The organism is Gemmata sp. SH-PL17 (genome assembly GCF_001610855.1).
GTDB classification, from domain to species: Bacteria; Planctomycetota; Planctomycetia; order Gemmatales; family Gemmataceae; genus Gemmata; species Gemmata massiliana.
The window spans coordinates 1,539,008-1,554,557 of sequence record NZ_CP011271.1; the positions used below are offsets into that span (position 1 = coordinate 1,539,008).

The following is a 15,550-nucleotide window of genomic DNA, read 5'->3' on the forward strand; positions in this document are numbered from 1 at the left end:
GGTACCCGATGCTCCGTTGACCCGCTACGGTTTTGTGTGCCAAAAGGTCGTGCGCAATGAGCCAGCGAAGGTCGACCCCAGATACCCCCGCAGTGGACAACTCCCTGACACTAATCGAAAAATCCCATCGGTCGCGCTGGCACTCTACCGCGTCATCGAACGCATCACAAAGAATCGGGAGGGCGGCGGAGAGGCGCTTTTTCCGGGCCAGAGAGGGAATGGGGGCTGAGAGTCTTGCGTCGCAGGCGCCAGCAACCGGCGCACTTGGGTCCAGGGAACGCATGGGGCCATTTCTGAGCGACATTTTTGAAGCTTCTTGAAACTTTCTTTGGGCAGAATCAGGGGGCGGCGTTCTGATTCGAACGGTCGCTTCCACCGGCCGTGGGGGCCGGCCCGAACACTTCGGTGGCGTTTTTTTGCTGCCGGATAAGGTCCAAATCTTCGGCCAGCCGCAGTGCCAACATCCAAGCGCGCATTTCGTCGTCTGAAGTCCAATCGTTGAGAAAAATGGTCGTAACGCCCTGTCGCTCGAGCCAGTCCCGCACGACGGGCGGGCCACTCCCTTGAGTCATGGCAGCCCGCACTAAGGGGAGCAATTCGTCCGCGCAGAGTGCCTGAGCCGGTGCGGACGAAGCGTGAGATCGCTCGTTGCTGCTTGGAGGAGGCGCCATCAACGGCCCGCTAAAGGTCGGGCGATTCGGTTCGGCGGCGAGGAAAGCCGACGGCTAGGGTGTCGGGGTAATGTCCCAGAGCGCGATGTTTGAGGTCTGCCCGTTGACTGTGGCCTGGACCGTCACGGTGCCATCATCCGAGCCATCGGTCTTAACGCGAATGAGGAGGGCAAAGGTGCCGTCTGACGCGGTTGTCACGGTTTTCCCCTGAAGCGATGGCACGCCCCCAAACGTGACGGTGATGCCGCTGGCAGACGGAGCAGCACTGACCCGACCGCTGAAGTAGTACCAGCCGTGCTCGACCTCTTCGCCGGTGAAGTCCAGGATCTGCGGGCCGGTTGCGGCTTCAATGCCCGGAACCGCGGGCGGGGGATCGGTTAATGCGGGCGTCGGGAGAACGCGGGCGTCTAATCGTTCCAAAGAAAGGCGCGCACGGAGGGCGGTCCCCTCTCGGCCCGGCCGAGGGGGTTTAACGAAAAGGGGCATTGACGTTCCGGGATCGCGGTGGCGACTCCGGGCGGACCGTAGGGCTACGTGTTACCGCCGGAGGCAGCCCCCCGATCGAGATGCGGCCCGAAAAGCGGACAGGAAAAACAAAAGGCCGCCCCGCGGGCGGCCTTGGTCAAAAAACAGGTGAGTTACGAAAGCGGCTCTACCAATCGGAGTTGCGGAACCCGCCCCGGCGGTTCTCCGCGTGGGGTCGCGAGCGCCGCCTCGAACCCAGGGTCGATCTTCAAGTGGGTAGCGAGGAGGGCATCCGTCCGGCACGCGACGGGGTCTTTGCCGGCGGAAATTGCGGCTCGTATTTGTTCCAGCGCGGCGATCCGGAACTCGGGCGCCTTGACCGAACAGGCGGCGTAGATCCGCGCGGCATCAAAATGAAGATTCAAGGACGGCTCCCCGAGCGAGAGTGCGGTGGCGATGTCCTCCGCCGCGTGGAGGTCCACCGTCTGGGCCGCGAGCGCGGCACGGTACCGGGCCAAGGCCCGGTTGTAATAAGCAGCTCGAAGTTGCGGCGCGCGTAGGATGGCCTCGTTGAGCGGGGGAACCGCGTCCGCGGGCCGGGCGGATTGGGAAAGGGCGTACCCCAAATTGTTATACACTTCAGCCGAAGCGGCCCCTTCTTGGATCGCTTGCTTCCCGGCTTCAATTGAAGGGGCCGCTTGGCCATCAAGGGCCATTCCGTACGCGACCAACGCGAGGGCCCGAGGGTCCCCCGACCGGTCGTACGCGGCCGCAAAATCGGTGCGCGCGGCAGCCACGTTTCCGCTGCGGAGAGAGTTCCGCCCGCGCTCCAGGAAATCGTTGGCACTCCGGGGCAAGGGTTCCGATGCCATGAGTTCACGCGAGGGGGAAGAGGGCCACGTTCGGGCCAAGGCAGCCGCTACTCCACAAAGTAAGGCAAGGGACGCGAGCGCGGCAACGGTGCCGCGCTGCCTCAGCCGCCGGCTCCGCCAGCGCGCAACGAACCGGTCCAAAGCGACCGCAACGGGCGCGGCCGAGGCCGGGCGTTGTTCCGGGTCCGTTGCCAGACAGGACGCTAGAACCGAGGCGACAACAGCCGGGAGCGCGGGCGGCAACTGGGCCGCGCCCCGTTCGACCACCCCTTCAAGCTGCGCGCCCTCTCTGGAGCCGGTGAGCTCGAACGGCAATCGCCCAGTCAGCAGCTCTGTAACTACAAGCCCGAGAGAAAACAGGTCCGCCCGCACCGCATCAATACCCGCGGCCGTGCCCCCGGCGCGGGCCGCCGACAGCAACTCTGGCGCCATGTAAGCGGGAGTCCCGCGCACCATTCGAGGCGCTTCGGCTGTCGAGAGGTTAAAATCAATCAGGTGAGGCGTCCCCCCGGGACCGACCACAATGTTCGAGGGCTTCAAGTCCCCGTGAATAACGCCATGATTATTGAGGTACGCAACCGCGTGCGCGATCTTCGCGGCGACCGCGCACGCGCCGACCAGGTACGGTTCGTCCGGTCGTACAACGGGTTGCGATAAGCGGTCGGCGTAACCGGCCAGTCCGTCGGCTTCAGCCGCCTCCAAGATGACGCGCGCCTCGTCGGGCGGCTGGCCCCCGGGCCGCGAGAAGACGGCCGAGTTGACGTCCGCCAGCGTACTGACCCCGACGAACGGCATACAGAGCGCCGTTCGGAGTCCGACCGGGCGCGTCCAGTAAATGTCCGTAACGTTCGGGTGCGCTAGGCGCCCGATGACACGTGCTTCGGCGGACCGCCCTGTGGTCAACTTGAGTACGCACAAGCGATCGGTCCCGGGATCGAATGCCAAATACGCGCGCCCGAATGCCCCCCGCCCGAGCTCGACGTGGAGTTCAAGTCCTTCGAACTGAGTGCCGGGTTCCGGCCAGGCGGCTGCGGCCGGATCGAGTAATTCGGGGTGTTCGGTGAGCAGTTGGTGGGCGTCGAGCACCTTTCGAACGCTCCCACCGAACACGGGAAATTGTCCCGCGAACGCACTGATCTCCGGCGCCGCGCCAGCCTTTTCGCGGAGCAAATATTCTTCGTAGGCGAGGTCGACCACGAGCGACTTGTGCCGGGTCAATTCGGGGTGTTCGGCGAGAGCGGCCGCCGCGTCGGGTGACTCGCCGCGTCGCCACCGCCGTTTCAGTTCCGTCGCCAGCGCTCGTTCGGCGGCGGTCCCGGTGGTCGACAGCAAGGGAGTCACAGTTCGTCCTCGCAGATTTCCCGGACGCGTTCCACAATGCGCCGGACCGTTCGGTCCGTGATGCCGGTCAGTTCGGCCACCTCTTGTTGTGTGAACCCTTCACGCAGGCGCGCGACAACTACCAGGTGCTGGGGCGGTAGTTGAGCGGCGATCGCGGTCCAGCGCTCGGCCGCCATCGCCCACTTACTGGGGGTAGGTTCGCGTCCCGAGACGGGGATGTCGGCTCCGTCCCGCCTCGTCAGGGGGTGTTCGCGGCGGACATTAAACGCTTGCGTCTCGAAGCGCCGCCGGCAAACGTCAATGACCTTATTGCGCGCGACCCGGGCCAGGAACCCACCAAGTTCTTCTGGGGTGGCGAAATGGTACGAGCCCCCGGCGAGCCGGCAAAATGAAGCCCAAACGTCCTGGGCGAAGTCCAGCGAATCGTATTCCTTCCGAAGCCGGTCGGGAAGGTGGCGGCGAACGGCTGCGCGGATAACGCCGCCGTACTCGGCGTAGATGTTTCCTGCCGCCTCAGGATCGCCGCCGCGAAAGCGTTCTAGCAAAGAAACAAAAGTGAACGTTCCGGAGCCCATCGTACACTCCACCAGCACTCTGTTTGGAGCTATAATATCGGACCTTTCGAGATAATCGGCGGCCCGAATGAGTTTGGCAAGAGTGAATCCGTTCCGGCAATCGATTGTGCCTGCAGAACGTAAATCTGACAGTCTAGAGGGCGATTTGCACCAAACGGGCCGGCCCTGATCGCAAAAACCCGCGACGATATGCCCTCGCTCAGTGCTTCGTAGTAGAGGTGAGCGACGTTGTGGGCACCTAGCTGAGCGGTGCGAACGAACGAATCAGGACCAGTACGCGTGGGCGGCCCGGTCAGCACGGCTCGAGATGGAGCACCACGGCGGCGGTGTGCAGGGCCAGGGCGTCCCGGAGCACCTGCTCGGTCGGGAGCAAGGCACTAATGGCGGCCGTCGTTTCGCCGCAATTTAAAGCGATCCGCGCCTCGGATGCTGCGCGACCGGCTTCGGACAGTTTGCCCGTGAGGGCCACGAGCAGATCGGACAGGGACTGGGCCTGGTGGTTCACGGTTTCGGGTAACGCGTTGCCAGTATGCTCGGTTCGGGTGACGAGTTGTGAAATCATGGTAGTCCTCCTCGGATCGTCGTATGGAACCCGGCTCCGGGCCGGGGAATCATTAGTGCCACAGATCCGCGCCGCGCGCCAGCAGATTCGTCCCACAGATCACCGCGCCCACACAACGTGAAGCCGCGTGGCGAAAACACGATCCACGAAACCGATTTCGTCCGACGTGATGAAGGGCGCGTGGAACCTCGCAAGTTCCACGGTGGCGGGGGTAACCGATCGAAGAAAAGGTGGGCAACACTTCAGTGCATCACCCGGATGCGGCGATACCACTGCCGGGTCGGGCTGAATACGCGGCGCAAGGGCGCCGGATACGAGCGTGGTGATACCACCCGAGCAAAAGCACCCCTGCAGGAACCATTCACCGGTCCGACGGGAGCGCGCTTCGGAGTTCGGCGATCAGGTTCTTTAAACTCGGGAACGGCTTGGACAGCACCCGAACGGCGCCAAGGGCGAGTAGTTCCTCGACCCGGTACGGGCCGGTGCTCCCGGACATGAACACGACCCGCGCGCCCGGGTCGAGATCCCGCAGTGCGACCAGGGTCCGCGGGCCGTCCCACGGCGGCACCATCTGGACGTCGAGCAGCACCAGGTCGACCCCGCCGCGCCGGTACTCAGCGACCGCTTCGACCCCGCCACACGCGGTGCGGACGCCGAACCCGGCGCGGGTGAGAACCACTTCCAACATCTGAAGAACGGTGCCCTCGTCGTCGGCGACGAGAACCGTTGGGGGGACCGAGTCAGGTGGGCTCATTCCCGCTCCGGCGGCGACGGACGGCGCGTGTGAATTGTCTACGGGCCAAGGCCGTTTTATCGAATTCGGCCCCGTCGGGAGGGGCCGAATTTAACGATAATCACAATTTTATCGGCAGGGCGCACAACATTTTGAATTAAGACCTGGGGGCCGAGCCGGCCCGGGGCAGGTACACCCGGAACACGCTCCCCTGGCCTGGCGCGCGGGAGATCTCGACCCGCCCCCCGGCTGCCCGGACCACGCCGAACACGGTACCCAGGCCCAGCCCGGGCCAAGGGACCGGATCCTTGGTCGTAAAGAACGGCTCCCCGGACCGTTCGAGCACCTCGCGGGTCATGCCGGTCCCGGTGTCCGCAACCGTCAGTAGCACGTGCCCCTGGTCCCCAGGCCCCGCCGGGTCGCCCGGTCCCACGTTGGTCGTTTCGATGCTCACGCGTCCCCCGTCGGGCATCGCGTCCCGCGCGTTGGACACCAGGTTGAGGAGCACCTGTTCCACGCCCGCGGGGTCGACCGCGACGGGCCACAGGTCGGGCCCCGGGGCGACCGCCACGGTGCTCCCGCGCCCGATGAGCCGAGTCAGAACCGGGGCCAGTCCGAGGAGCACGGCGTTCACGTCGGTCGCCCCGTCCCCCCGGGCTCCCGTGTGGGCGAACGTGAGGAGCTGGCGGGTGAGGGCGGCCCCGCGCTCGCCCGCGCTCCGGATCCGCAGGACCAGTTCCCGGGCCGGGGCCCCCTCGAGGTCCTCGGCCACCAGCTCGGCGTACCCGTTGATGACGGTGAGCAGGTTGTTGAAGTCGTGGGCCACCCCGATGGCGACCCGCCCCAGGGCTTCCATTTTTTGGGCGCGGCGCACGGGCTCTTCGGCCGCATCGGTCGGGTCCGCGGTGGCCTTCAGCTCGGACGGGCTGAGGTGCGGGAACATGGGTGTTTCGGGAAAAGAGGTAAACTGAGTGGTCCGGTCAAATCAGCATAAACAAGGTGTATATGATTGGGAGATAAAAAATCGGAGGATTTGCGACCGCGCCCCGGCTTCGATCGCGCGTTTAGATTCGAGGCTCAACAGGTATCATGGGTACCGGCCGGTAGCGATCGGTTGAGGTGCGATGCGGTGGGGCCGGCGAGGTGACCCAGGTGACCGCTTGTACTTCGAGCGAAGGTCCGCGGGCTCATGCCCCGTCCGACGGGCATCGTGGCGTTCCAGGCGCGTGCCCTCGGAGACTCGTGCTTTTTCACTGGCGATGGGCCGTCGTGAATCGGCCCACCAGAATACGTAAATAGAGTGGGACCACGGAGGTGAACGATGACCGACGCGCAGCGTGCGGCACTCGCGCAGGTGGCGGTGATCGCACTTGCTCTCGACCGCCTGGGCGGAACGGCCACGGTGGCCGCGCTCAGTGAGGGAACCGGGTTGCCCCTCCCGGTCGTGACCCGCCGCCTGTCGCACAATGGGACGTCGATCATGCGCCCCGAGTGCCGGTACTTTGTTAAGATCTACGGCGGGTGGCGGCTCACCGAACTGGGCCGGGCCTTGGTGGGTGAGCGGGCGACATGAAGCACGGTACAGGAACAAGCCCCGCACCTGAATCCGTCGCATCACCGTCTTTGGAGGGACAAAAGAATAACGTCCACTTTTCAGCTCTCGATTATTCCCAGATGTCGGCGGGTACAACCGAGTACTTCCACCGCGGACAGAGATCGTTGCTGAGGACGTGGACGCGATCCATTTGGGCACGGGTCACTTTCACGCCCTTTGGATAGGCGCGCGGTTGCCATTGGGCGCTCACCCGCAACCCGCCCCGCGTCGAAGTCCCGCGCAGGCACGACAGCATCACCCCGGGAGTCCGCAACGGGATGCCCGCCCAGTTCACGCTGATCGGGCCGAACAGGCGATGCTCCACCGGGTTCCACTTCGACGCACCGGTCGGGTAGTGGCACACGTTCACCACCAACCCGTACCGATCCGCCAGAGCCTGCAGTCGGTACTTCCACAGGCGCGGCCGGCACCCGTTACTCCCGCCCGCGTCCGCCAGCACCAACAGCGCTCCGGCGCGCGGGTAACGGCGCGACCCGATCCGGCCCCACCACGTGGCGATGGCATCGGTCGCGAAGGCGGGTGTGTCCGACGAGGTCCCCACCACGACGGGTGCCGCGGTTGCCCAGGACGTCGTACAGGCCGTACGGCACCGCCTTGCACAACGCATCCGAGGGGAAGTCGTGCGCGTTCACCGCGGCACCCGTCCGGCACCACACCGCGCCGGCGTTGCGGAAGTCGCCGATCAGTTCCTTCTTCTTGGAATCGACGCTCAGAACGGGCCAACCCTCGGCACGGAACTCGGCGATCTTCTCCCGAATGTGCCGGAACTGGCGGTCCCGATCGGGGTGGGGCGGACCGGTCAGGCGCTTGACGTTGACGCGCAGGTTGTACTTCTGGTCGCGGAGCAACCGGGCCACCGTGGGTGGACTGGCCGGGTGACCGAGTCGGTGGAGCGCGTCACTGAGGGATCGGAGGCTGGCGCGGACGAACTTGTCCGCGGACATCGGATCGCCGCCCGTTTCGGGTTCGACCAGTGCCGTCAGCGCCGGGACGATCTGGGGATCTTTTTTGAGAGGCGCGGGCGACCGCCGCCGGGCTTGCGGATGCGGTCGGTGGGCCGGTCCTGAAGGTCGGCGTCGAGTTCTTCGCGCCCGCGCCGGATGGTGTCGGGGTGGAGTCCGGTGATCTGGGAGAGCAGGATGTCGCCCCCGTGCCCGATCTTCTGCGACTTCAGAGCCGCGAGCCATCGTCGCTGTTGTTCGTCGAGGTGGCTGAGCAGGAGGTTGATGTTGTGGTGGAGGTGTCGGTCGGGATGGTCCTCACCCCGAACGCACGCCGGGCACTGGCACTGGTGGACCGTGATCTCAGCCATGACCGGCGCTCCCTTGACTCAACTCCGCCTACCAAAAGGAGCTTACGGAAAACCGGATCTTGTTCTTGAGTGCCTCCAATTTGATACGCACGGAATCCGCGCCCGTTGCGGCCCTCCGCCTTTCTCCTCCGTGAAACAGCAGAAATTTACACGACCTGATCTTCTGCGGGCCGTAAACACCTTACACAATCAACACTTCCGCAGTTGCACAGATGGCACCGGCCCACGTTTTGGTATGTTTTCTACCCCGTTCCGTGCAGGATTCAGTGCAACCCGTGCAAATCCGGGGCGGGCCGCCTGACGGTCAGTGAAACTCTCCTGCGGAGCAGAGTAGGCCCGGTACACGTGCGGTCTCACAGCCGTCCTAAGGACTACCGGACAAAACTACGAAGTCGCCTATCCTGATCGGCACCCATTCTGCTCAGGATTCGGTCCATGCAACTGAAGGATCTGGCCCGCGAACTACCGGAAGGCATCTGGGCGGTCTTTGAGCCGGTCCTGCCGACCAAGGTTTGGTCCGGCAACGGTCGCCCGCCGTGCGGCAATCGGGAATGCCTTCACGCGCTGTTGTACGTCCTGGCCTCGGGCATTAGTTGGGAGTTGCTCCCGTGGTGCTTCCCGTCGTACAAGACGGTCCAACGCCGACTCAAGGACTGGCTCCGCGAGGATGCGTTTCTTCGGGCGTGGCAACAACTGGCCGAGCGGTACCAGCGGTTGCACGGGATCAACTGGGACCAGATCCTCCTCGACGGGTCCAAGAAGCCGTCGGAAAAGGGGGCGAAGCTTCGGGGCCGAGTCCGGTTGATCGCGGCAAGTCGGGCACGGCGATCCACATAGCGAGCGACGCGCGAGCCATGCCCCTGGCGGTCGTAGTCACCAAAGCCGGGGCCAACGACGGCTGCCAGACCCACAAGGTGCTGGCGGCCCTGGTCGTTCGTGCGCCGGCCCCGGAGGTGCCGACCGACACGACCGACGAGCGGGGCCGACCAACCGCCCGAGCGGACGGTGCATACGGGAACGAACCGTCGCGGGGCCGAGCCGGTTCCCAGGGGTTCCGGTTGTACGCTCCCGGCCGTGGTCAGAAGCGCCCCGGAGTCGGCAAGGTGCGCAACGCCGTCGAGCGGTGTCACAACTTCTTCGCCCAGTTCGGCCGGGTCCGCAGGCGGCGCGACCGCAACGCGCGCAACTACCTCGGCTGGTGCCAGATGGCGGCTTGCGTGATCCTCTTACGATCGGGTTTTGTCCGGTAGTCCTAAGAAAGAACATCCGCGGTCATTCCGACGCCGCAACCGCTCGTGGTCGAGGCAACCGACACAGGTGCGACGTCCTAAACGCACGTCAGGCATCACGAGGTGACAATTCAGAACGTTTTTCGGCGAGCTTTTTTGACCTTTGGGAAGTCTCACAAGAAGGCAATCGCAGGGGGAAACGATATCGGGTGATGGGCGTTTGCGAATGCAGTGGCCGATTGCGGTCACCGGTCGATCAGGAGCATCTTGAGGTGGGCCAGTTGCGTCACATCCTTGACACGTGTGGTCCGTATGTCAATATGCTCGAGTTTCTTCAGCCCGGATAGCGGGCTCAGGTCCGACACAGACGTACCCCGCAGCCACAGTTCCCGCAGCCCGGTCAGCCCGGACAGCGGACCCAGGTCCGACACCGGCGTCTTTGCCAGATCCAACCTTCGCAGCCCGGTCAGCCCGGACAGCGGGCCCACGTCCGACACAGACGTACCAAACAGCGACAACGTCCGCAGCCCGGTCAGCCCGGACAGCGGACCCACGTCCGACACAGACGTACCCCGCAACCACAGTTCCCGCAGCCCAGTCAGCCCGGACAGCGGACCCACGTCCGACACCGGTGTGTCGATCAGCTCTAACGTCCGCAGCCCGGTCAGCCCGGACAGCGGGCTCAGGTCCGACACAGACGTGCCACGCAGCCATAATCCCAGCAGCCCGGTCTTCCCGGCTAGCGGACCCAGGTCCGACACCTCGCGGGCGACGCCTTCGGGCAGCGAATGTTCTCCTTCATGGAGATAGCCCATCACTGCCGGAAGAGTCAGCGGGTTGAAAACTGGGGCGAGTTCGGCCAGTACACCCCAACGCTTCTCGTCTCGGTAGGCATCCAAGGCAGCTCGCGCGTCGCGAGTGTTGATGAGCCGAAGGGTGCGCACACACGCCGCCGCTTGCACATCGTCCAATCCGGGCGTCCGCTTCAACCGGTCCACGATGTCGTTGCCGGCCGCGGCCAGCCACTCGGCGTCCGCCGTTGCTCGCGGTGGCAGCAGTTGTGGCACCAGATTCGCCACTCGCGTGAGGATGTCAGGGGCACAGCCGGTCGTGAGCTTCCAGCATCGCAGGGCGAACAGGGCGCGATCTCGCATCCTGCGATCTTCCGGTCGCCACTCTTCTGGTAACGGGTCGGGCAGCGTTTTCAGGAACGCGCCCAGGAACTCGTTCTTGAACGCGACACTGTCCGTGGTGGCGAGGGCGAACAGAGCCGCGCGCTGCCACGTCTCGCTGTCAGCGTGGTTGAGCAGCGGCTTCGGGTTGCCCTCGGCGGCGATCCGCGATCCGGCGAGGAATTCTTTAAACGTATTGTGGACAAAGGTGAGCGTCTTCGGCTGGTCGTCACGCTCCGGAGCCGCCTCGCGGAGCAACCCGTAGCGCTCGTGCAGCCCGTCCAGCACGTCGCGGGCGTCACCAGCATCCGCCCCCGGGATACGCTTCAGTGCCTCGCGGATGACCTCGCGAGCCTGCGGGACCGGAATCGTGGACTGGTCCGATTCCACCGCGGCCACGGCGAGTTGACCGTTGAGGAATTTCTTCTGGTCGTAGTTAACTTTGACATAAGCGGCAGGGAACTTCTCCCACCACTTCTCGCCTTCAGGCCGCTCCCGCTTGTGCAGCATCCAGCACAACTGCTCGCATAGTTTGGCGATGTTCTCCGGTACCTCCCGCCGCTCGTAGAACAGAGCGCAGGTCACTCCGCAGAAAAGCGGATTCGCTGTCACTTCGGTGAGTCCCGGAGCGTCGGCCAATTTCGCGATCAGGTCTTCTGCAATCTGCGGCATCTGAGCCTTCTTCCGTGCGCCCATATCCGCGTACTCGGCGACGGCCTTGTACCACCGGCGGATGAACAGATCTCGGTCGGGAATTGACATCGGGGCGATTTCGGCCTCGCCGAAGCCGAGGGGTTCGAGCCACCCGGGCCGCACCGCCTGCGGCCGGGTGGTCAGTACAAAGTAGTTGTTTGGGTAGGTCTCGACGAGCGTCTTGATCTGCCCCTTGAGACGTTCACGGTGGAACATGGGTACCTCGTCGATTCCGTCGAGAAACACGAGCCCCCGTCCAACCCGCAGGACACGTTCCACCCACCGCGCCGGTTGCGGTGCGATCATCTTGCCGGCGAACCGCGTGAACTCCTCCACAGGCGGGATTTCGCCGTCGTAGTTACGGAGAAATACAATCAGCGGAGTGCGGAATGGCCAGACCGAGACTACCCCGCGTGGAGAGAGATTGATGAAAGACGCTTCAGCCGTAGAGCGAATGTCATCCCAAGCAGCGAAGACCCTATTGGGTTTCGGAGCAACAATCACTTGGTTTTCGATCGCAAAAATCGGATGTGCAATCTGGGGATGAACATTTCTATTGAACCAGGATTTCAATGCTGTGATCGCAGCCCATTTCACCAGTGTCGTCTTTCCTGTACCTGCACTGCCACGGATCAGCAACCTGCCACAGTTGCCGTCGGAGAGGAGTTGATTGAGCGCGGTGCGAGCGCTGACAAGTTCGTTGTCTGTTTCTGTCTGGCTCGCCTCATCGAATTCCGCATCGCTCTGTACCTCTGATTCCTGGTGATTGAGGTTCAGCATCACGAACGCTTGGAGCAGTTCGGAGCACCGCACGTCGTGTTCGATATCGGCACCGATCAGCTCCACGCGGTTCAGTTCGTTGAATGCTGCCTCGCGGTATTCCCTTTCGAACAGTTCGTCATCCTCCGACCACGCCACCGATGATTCTGGCGTGGCCGCCGGCGTTGGTGATGACCTGCCGAGCGACATGATGATCTCGGCCACCTCGCCCCCGAGTGCCTCCGCCACGTCCGCAATTGTCTGGAGGTTGACCGGATTACCTCTTTCCAGGTTCTCGATAGTGCGTTTCGAGACTCCCGCCCTGGCAGCCAGATCTGCTTGAGTCCAGCCCTTCAGCACCCGCCACTCCACGATCCGCTTCACATTCGGCTTCGCGCTCCGACCCGGCTTGTTGGGCTGATGAGTGGCCATGACCTGAGTTCTCGCGTTCGGTGCCGTGGATGTGGTGAAGTTGCGGCGAGGGTTGGGTGATCCTTCAGACCACTCGTTGAAGGATACAGCATGTCGATCGATGGCCCCTAGCCAGGGGCTGGTTTGAAAACCCAACCCATGATACCGCGAGGGGCAGTGATGACGCAACGATTCGGCTGCTGCCGCCGGTAGCGAGTTCTGAGCGTTTCGACCTGGAGTGTGGGTTTAACCAAGACCACCGAGTTTTCTTCTGACCCGTTCTTTATCCGACCCCACGAGTGGTCGGTGCTCTCGAAGGAGGACTTCAGCGTGAGCGATTCAGCTATCGTCGGACTGATTCTCGGCGGAATCGCAATCATGTGCTTCTCGCTGACCATCGCCGTTCTCGGCATCCTGGCGATTTGCTACGGTCGCCGACCTGACGACCAAGCGGCGAAAAACGAGACCGAGGAGGAGATATCACCACAGAACCCGGTGCCCCCGACCGAGCCCAAGCCACTGCAGTCCGAGGTGAAGGCCGACGCCTCGACCGAACCCAAGGTGAGGGTCGAGCTCGAGGTGACCCACCGAAGTCTAGGGTGAAGGCCAAGTCAGCAAGACGCACCAAGCCAGCCAAACGTAGCAGTAAGTGAGCGGCCGGCCTTTTTCGAAGATGTCACGCGCCTCTGAACCAGAAGGTTGCGAGAGACTACCGGGATGTTCATGACCAAGCCGCCGTCGGGCGGCTTTTGAGGAGGGCTTCGAGATGAACGACACGGTGATTGCGGCAATGGTCGTCAGCGTGGTCGGAGTCACGTGCTTCGGCCTGACTTACGCAGTTCTGGGCATTCTGAGTATCTGGAAAGGAAACTCGTTCTCCGGCACCGCTACGGAGAAGGGTGTCAATGTGACCAGCGCCCCCAACCAGGTCGGCCAATGACGGACCCCAGGACGAGAACGCCGAGGATTGGAACAAGCGGGAGATCGGCGTGCGATGGCGATTCTGCACGGCCGATGCCCGCATCAAGCTCCGATTCCTCTATCCACCGATCGAAGAATCACAGTCCGCTGCTGTCCGAAAGGTAAGCAAAGCTAACCGTTTGGAGGTTCTGGGAAAGGGAGTTCCGAGCCATCCCAGAGCGAGCTCAACAAGGTGGCGTTACCTTCAATCTGATGATCCCGTCACACAAGTGCAATCGAAACAGGCGCGTTGTGGGACCATGAAAAGGATCGGGCGAGCCGCGATTCAGATCGTGATCCGCTCGACGATGTTGCGCGATACTTTCTGCTGGCGCCGATCGTACAGGCGAGTGGTGCGCGGGTCGGCATGCCCGACCAGGTACTGCACGTCCTCGAGCGGCACCTTTTGATCGAGCAAATCGGTGACCGTGGCGACCCGGAACGAGTGGGGGCACAATCGGTTCGGCACCCCGGCCGCGCAGAGCCGGCGCTTGAGCATCCGGTAGATGTCGTTGCCCGAGAGCGGTTTGTGGGTGAGTTGCCCGGTCCGGCCGGCCACGCTCGGGAACACGGGCGCGTCCTTGGTGGCGTGCACGGGACCGGCCGCCCGGCGAAACTGCAGGAGCAGTTCTTGCAGGTCGTACCGAACCGGAATCTCCCGCTCCTGGCCCCCCTTCTCGCGGAACCGCAGGAGCCACTGGGTACCGTCGTCCTGGAGGTCGCGTACCCGGAGCCGGGCCACGGCCCCGACCCGGGCACCCGTGTAGGCGAGCATTGCGATCAGCGCCTTGTCCCGCTTGCCGATGAGCGTGTCGGGCTCGATCGAGGCCAGCAGGGACCGGGCCTGGGGCACCGTGATCTCGGGCGTCTTGCCCTCGACCACGCGGTACTTTTCGCCCCGGACCGAGGCGGCCGGGTTCAGGAGCATGACGTGCCGCTGGACCAACACGTCGAACAGGGCGCGTAGTGCCGCCAGGGCGAGTTTCCGGGACGGGATGCTGCCCGGGTGCTGGTGGAAATACCGGCCCACGAGACCGGGTGTGATGTCGGGCAGTTGGGTACCGGTCGGGGCGAGCCAGGCGAAGAAGTCGCGTGCGGCCCGAGTGTACGCGCGCCGGGTGTGCGGGTTGGCGAGCATACCACAAAAGAACTCTTCCCAGGCGAACCATGCGTTGGGCCCGGCCTCGGTGACGCACGCTGGCAGCACCATTTCGCCGGGTGCGGTCAGGTGAGAACGAGGTGCGGGCGGGACGAGATCGCTCATCGGAACACGACGATTTCTACTCCGACGTTGACTTTGGTCCAGTCCCGGTCCCCGGTGACGGCCGGGAGCCCGCGGTCCAGGCACAGAGCCAGGCACGCGCGGTCCGCGAATGAGAGCCCGAGAGGACGGGTCGGAACCCGAAGCGTGGCCGCCACTTTGGCGAGGGGCGTGTCAAACGGGACAACGGTTAGGGGCAGGCGCCCGAGTTCGTAATCAAACCGGTCCAGGGGCATCCCTTTCTCGAGGGCCCGGGCTGCGACTTCCGATAGGTTAACGGCCGAAACAAGGCCCCCGGGAATGCGCGCGGCCACGACATCGGCCCCGGGTTCCCCGAACAGGAACGCGATTAGCGCTGAAGCGTCGAGGACGCAGCTACTCACGAGCGGCCTCGACCCGGCGCTCAGCGATCAGTTCGTCGACGAGGCTCTCGCCCGGGGCGTGGTACGGGGCGAACGCGGCTTGAACGTCACGTAGCAGGTGGTTGCACGGGATCAGACGGAGTGTGTCGCCCTCCTCTTCCCAGACGAGGGGTTCGCCCGCGGCGAGCCCGAGCCGGGTGCAGACCTTAGCAGGGATGGTGACGCGGCGGTCCTCGCCGAGGCGGGTGTGGGTGTAGTGGGTCATGGGCGTACCGAATCCGTTGATGTGACGAGAATCAGGTTGGCACGAAAAGCCCGAACCTGTCAAGCACTTTCGCGCCCCGTCCGGGAAATGAGCGGCACGCCCACCAACACGCCGAATAGTAACTCGTGAATGATAACGTCCTTTATCATCCACTAATTGGATTCTGTCGCGCTGACCGAAGCCGGCCGGCCGTCATGCCAGCAAGCCGACAAGCTGGCATGACGGCCGGCCGGCTGGGCGTCCGGGATTTCGACCGGGAACGGAGCAAGGTGGTGCCACCACACGCTGTAAC

The 15,550-nt window shown here is 64.0% G+C and carries 18 protein-coding genes; 5 read left to right on the forward strand and 13 right to left on the reverse strand.

Going from position 1 to position 15,550, the window contains the following annotated elements; translation table 11 throughout:
• Positions 1-725: 725 nt before the first annotated feature.
• The 6 genes from VT84_RS06355 to VT84_RS06380 all read right to left on the reverse strand — a co-directional run bounded on the left by VT84_RS06355 (position 726) and on the right by VT84_RS06380 (position 6,162).
• Positions 726-1,157 carry a hypothetical protein gene (locus VT84_RS06355; RefSeq protein ID WP_082838916.1) on the reverse strand — a complete coding sequence of 144 codons (432 nt, stop codon included), beginning with the start codon at positions 1,155-1,157 and terminating at the stop codon, positions 726-728.
• A gap of 152 nt (positions 1,158-1,309) precedes the next feature.
• Entirely contained in the window at positions 1,310-3,349 is a 2,040-nt protein-coding gene (locus VT84_RS06360; protein WP_162271613.1) for a serine/threonine-protein kinase, read from the reverse strand.
• The gene (locus VT84_RS06365; protein WP_082838918.1) at positions 3,346-3,924 is read right to left on the reverse strand and encodes an RNA polymerase sigma factor; all 579 of its coding nucleotides are present in this window, start codon (positions 3,922-3,924) and stop codon (positions 3,346-3,348) included. The genes VT84_RS06360 and VT84_RS06365 overlap by 4 nt, the downstream gene beginning before the upstream one ends.
• A gap of 292 nt (positions 3,925-4,216) precedes the next feature.
• On the reverse strand, positions 4,217-4,486 hold the full coding sequence (locus tag VT84_RS06370; RefSeq protein ID WP_082838919.1) for a hypothetical protein: 270 nt from the start codon (positions 4,484-4,486) through the stop codon (positions 4,217-4,219).
• A 361-nt stretch (positions 4,487-4,847) separates the two neighbouring features.
• Positions 4,848-5,240, reverse strand: a complete 393-nt coding sequence (locus VT84_RS06375; protein WP_082838920.1) for a response regulator — start codon at positions 5,238-5,240, stop codon at positions 4,848-4,850.
• Between the two features lie 136 nt (positions 5,241-5,376).
• Positions 5,377-6,162, reverse strand: coding sequence for a sensor histidine kinase (locus VT84_RS06380; RefSeq protein WP_082838921.1), 786 nt, complete (start codon positions 6,160-6,162; stop codon positions 5,377-5,379).
• A gap of 378 nt (positions 6,163-6,540) precedes the next feature.
• Between VT84_RS06380 and VT84_RS06385 the strand changes: the two genes are divergently transcribed.
• Positions 6,541-6,792 (forward strand): hypothetical protein, encoded by a 252-nt coding sequence (locus tag VT84_RS06385; RefSeq protein ID WP_082838922.1) that lies wholly within the window; start codon positions 6,541-6,543, stop codon positions 6,790-6,792.
• A gap of 91 nt (positions 6,793-6,883) precedes the next feature.
• On the opposite strand, the gene VT84_RS41630 is transcribed toward VT84_RS06385, so the two are convergent.
• From VT84_RS41630 to VT84_RS39475, 3 genes are read right to left on the reverse strand one after another with little or no spacing between them, the layout of a single operon-like run.
• Positions 6,884-7,333, reverse strand: a complete 450-nt coding sequence (locus tag VT84_RS41630; protein WP_255359559.1) for an ISAzo13-like element transposase-related protein — start codon at positions 7,331-7,333, stop codon at positions 6,884-6,886.
• Complete coding sequence (locus VT84_RS41635; protein ID WP_162271615.1) at positions 7,248-7,778, reverse strand: ISAzo13-like element transposase-related protein; 531 nt, start codon at positions 7,776-7,778, stop codon at positions 7,248-7,250. Before VT84_RS41635 ends, VT84_RS41630 begins: the two co-directional genes overlap by 86 nt.
• A 35-nt stretch (positions 7,779-7,813) precedes the next feature.
• The gene (locus tag VT84_RS39475; RefSeq protein WP_162271616.1) at positions 7,814-8,146 is read right to left on the reverse strand and encodes a transposase; all 333 of its coding nucleotides are present in this window, start codon (positions 8,144-8,146) and stop codon (positions 7,814-7,816) included.
• A gap of 435 nt (positions 8,147-8,581) precedes the next feature.
• On the opposite strand from VT84_RS39475, the gene VT84_RS06400 reads away from it, so the two are divergent.
• Together VT84_RS06400 and VT84_RS06405 are read left to right on the forward strand one after the other, a co-directional pair.
• Complete coding sequence (locus tag VT84_RS06400; RefSeq protein WP_082838127.1) at positions 8,582-8,983, forward strand: transposase; 402 nt, start codon at positions 8,582-8,584, stop codon at positions 8,981-8,983.
• Positions 8,984-9,000: 17 nt separating this feature from the next.
• Complete coding sequence (locus tag VT84_RS06405) at positions 9,001-9,396, forward strand: hypothetical protein (RefSeq protein ID WP_082838126.1); 396 nt, start codon at positions 9,001-9,003, stop codon at positions 9,394-9,396.
• A gap of 224 nt (positions 9,397-9,620) precedes the next feature.
• Here VT84_RS06405 and VT84_RS06410 read toward each other — a convergent pair whose 3' ends face one another.
• Positions 9,621-12,431 carry an NACHT domain-containing protein gene (locus tag VT84_RS06410; RefSeq protein WP_082838925.1) on the reverse strand — a complete coding sequence of 937 codons (2,811 nt, stop codon included), beginning with the start codon at positions 12,429-12,431 and terminating at the stop codon, positions 9,621-9,623.
• Between the two features lie 285 nt (positions 12,432-12,716).
• Between VT84_RS06410 and VT84_RS06415 the strand changes: the two genes are divergently transcribed.
• Both VT84_RS06415 and VT84_RS38165 read left to right on the forward strand, forming a co-directional pair.
• Positions 12,717-13,013: a hypothetical protein gene (locus VT84_RS06415; protein WP_082838926.1), complete on the forward strand. Its 297-nt coding sequence runs from the start codon at positions 12,717-12,719 to the stop codon at positions 13,011-13,013.
• Between the two features lie 163 nt (positions 13,014-13,176).
• Positions 13,177-13,350, forward strand: coding sequence for a hypothetical protein (locus VT84_RS38165; RefSeq protein WP_157469241.1), 174 nt, complete (start codon positions 13,177-13,179; stop codon positions 13,348-13,350).
• A 306-nt stretch (positions 13,351-13,656) separates the two neighbouring features.
• Here the strand turns inward: VT84_RS38165 and VT84_RS06420 are convergent, their stop codons facing one another.
• The 3 genes from VT84_RS06420 to VT84_RS06430 are packed head-to-tail and all read right to left on the reverse strand — an operon-like array spanning position 13,657 to position 15,258.
• Positions 13,657-14,634, reverse strand: a complete 978-nt coding sequence (locus VT84_RS06420; protein ID WP_082838927.1) for a tyrosine-type recombinase/integrase — start codon at positions 14,632-14,634, stop codon at positions 13,657-13,659.
• Positions 14,631-15,014 (reverse strand): type II toxin-antitoxin system VapC family toxin, encoded by a 384-nt coding sequence (locus VT84_RS06425; protein WP_082838928.1) that lies wholly within the window; start codon positions 15,012-15,014, stop codon positions 14,631-14,633. Before VT84_RS06425 ends, VT84_RS06420 begins: the two co-directional genes overlap by 4 nt.
• Positions 15,007-15,258 (reverse strand): AbrB/MazE/SpoVT family DNA-binding domain-containing protein, encoded by a 252-nt coding sequence (locus tag VT84_RS06430; protein WP_082838929.1) that lies wholly within the window; start codon positions 15,256-15,258, stop codon positions 15,007-15,009. Before VT84_RS06430 ends, VT84_RS06425 begins: the two co-directional genes overlap by 8 nt.
• Positions 15,259-15,550 lie beyond the last annotated feature (292 nt).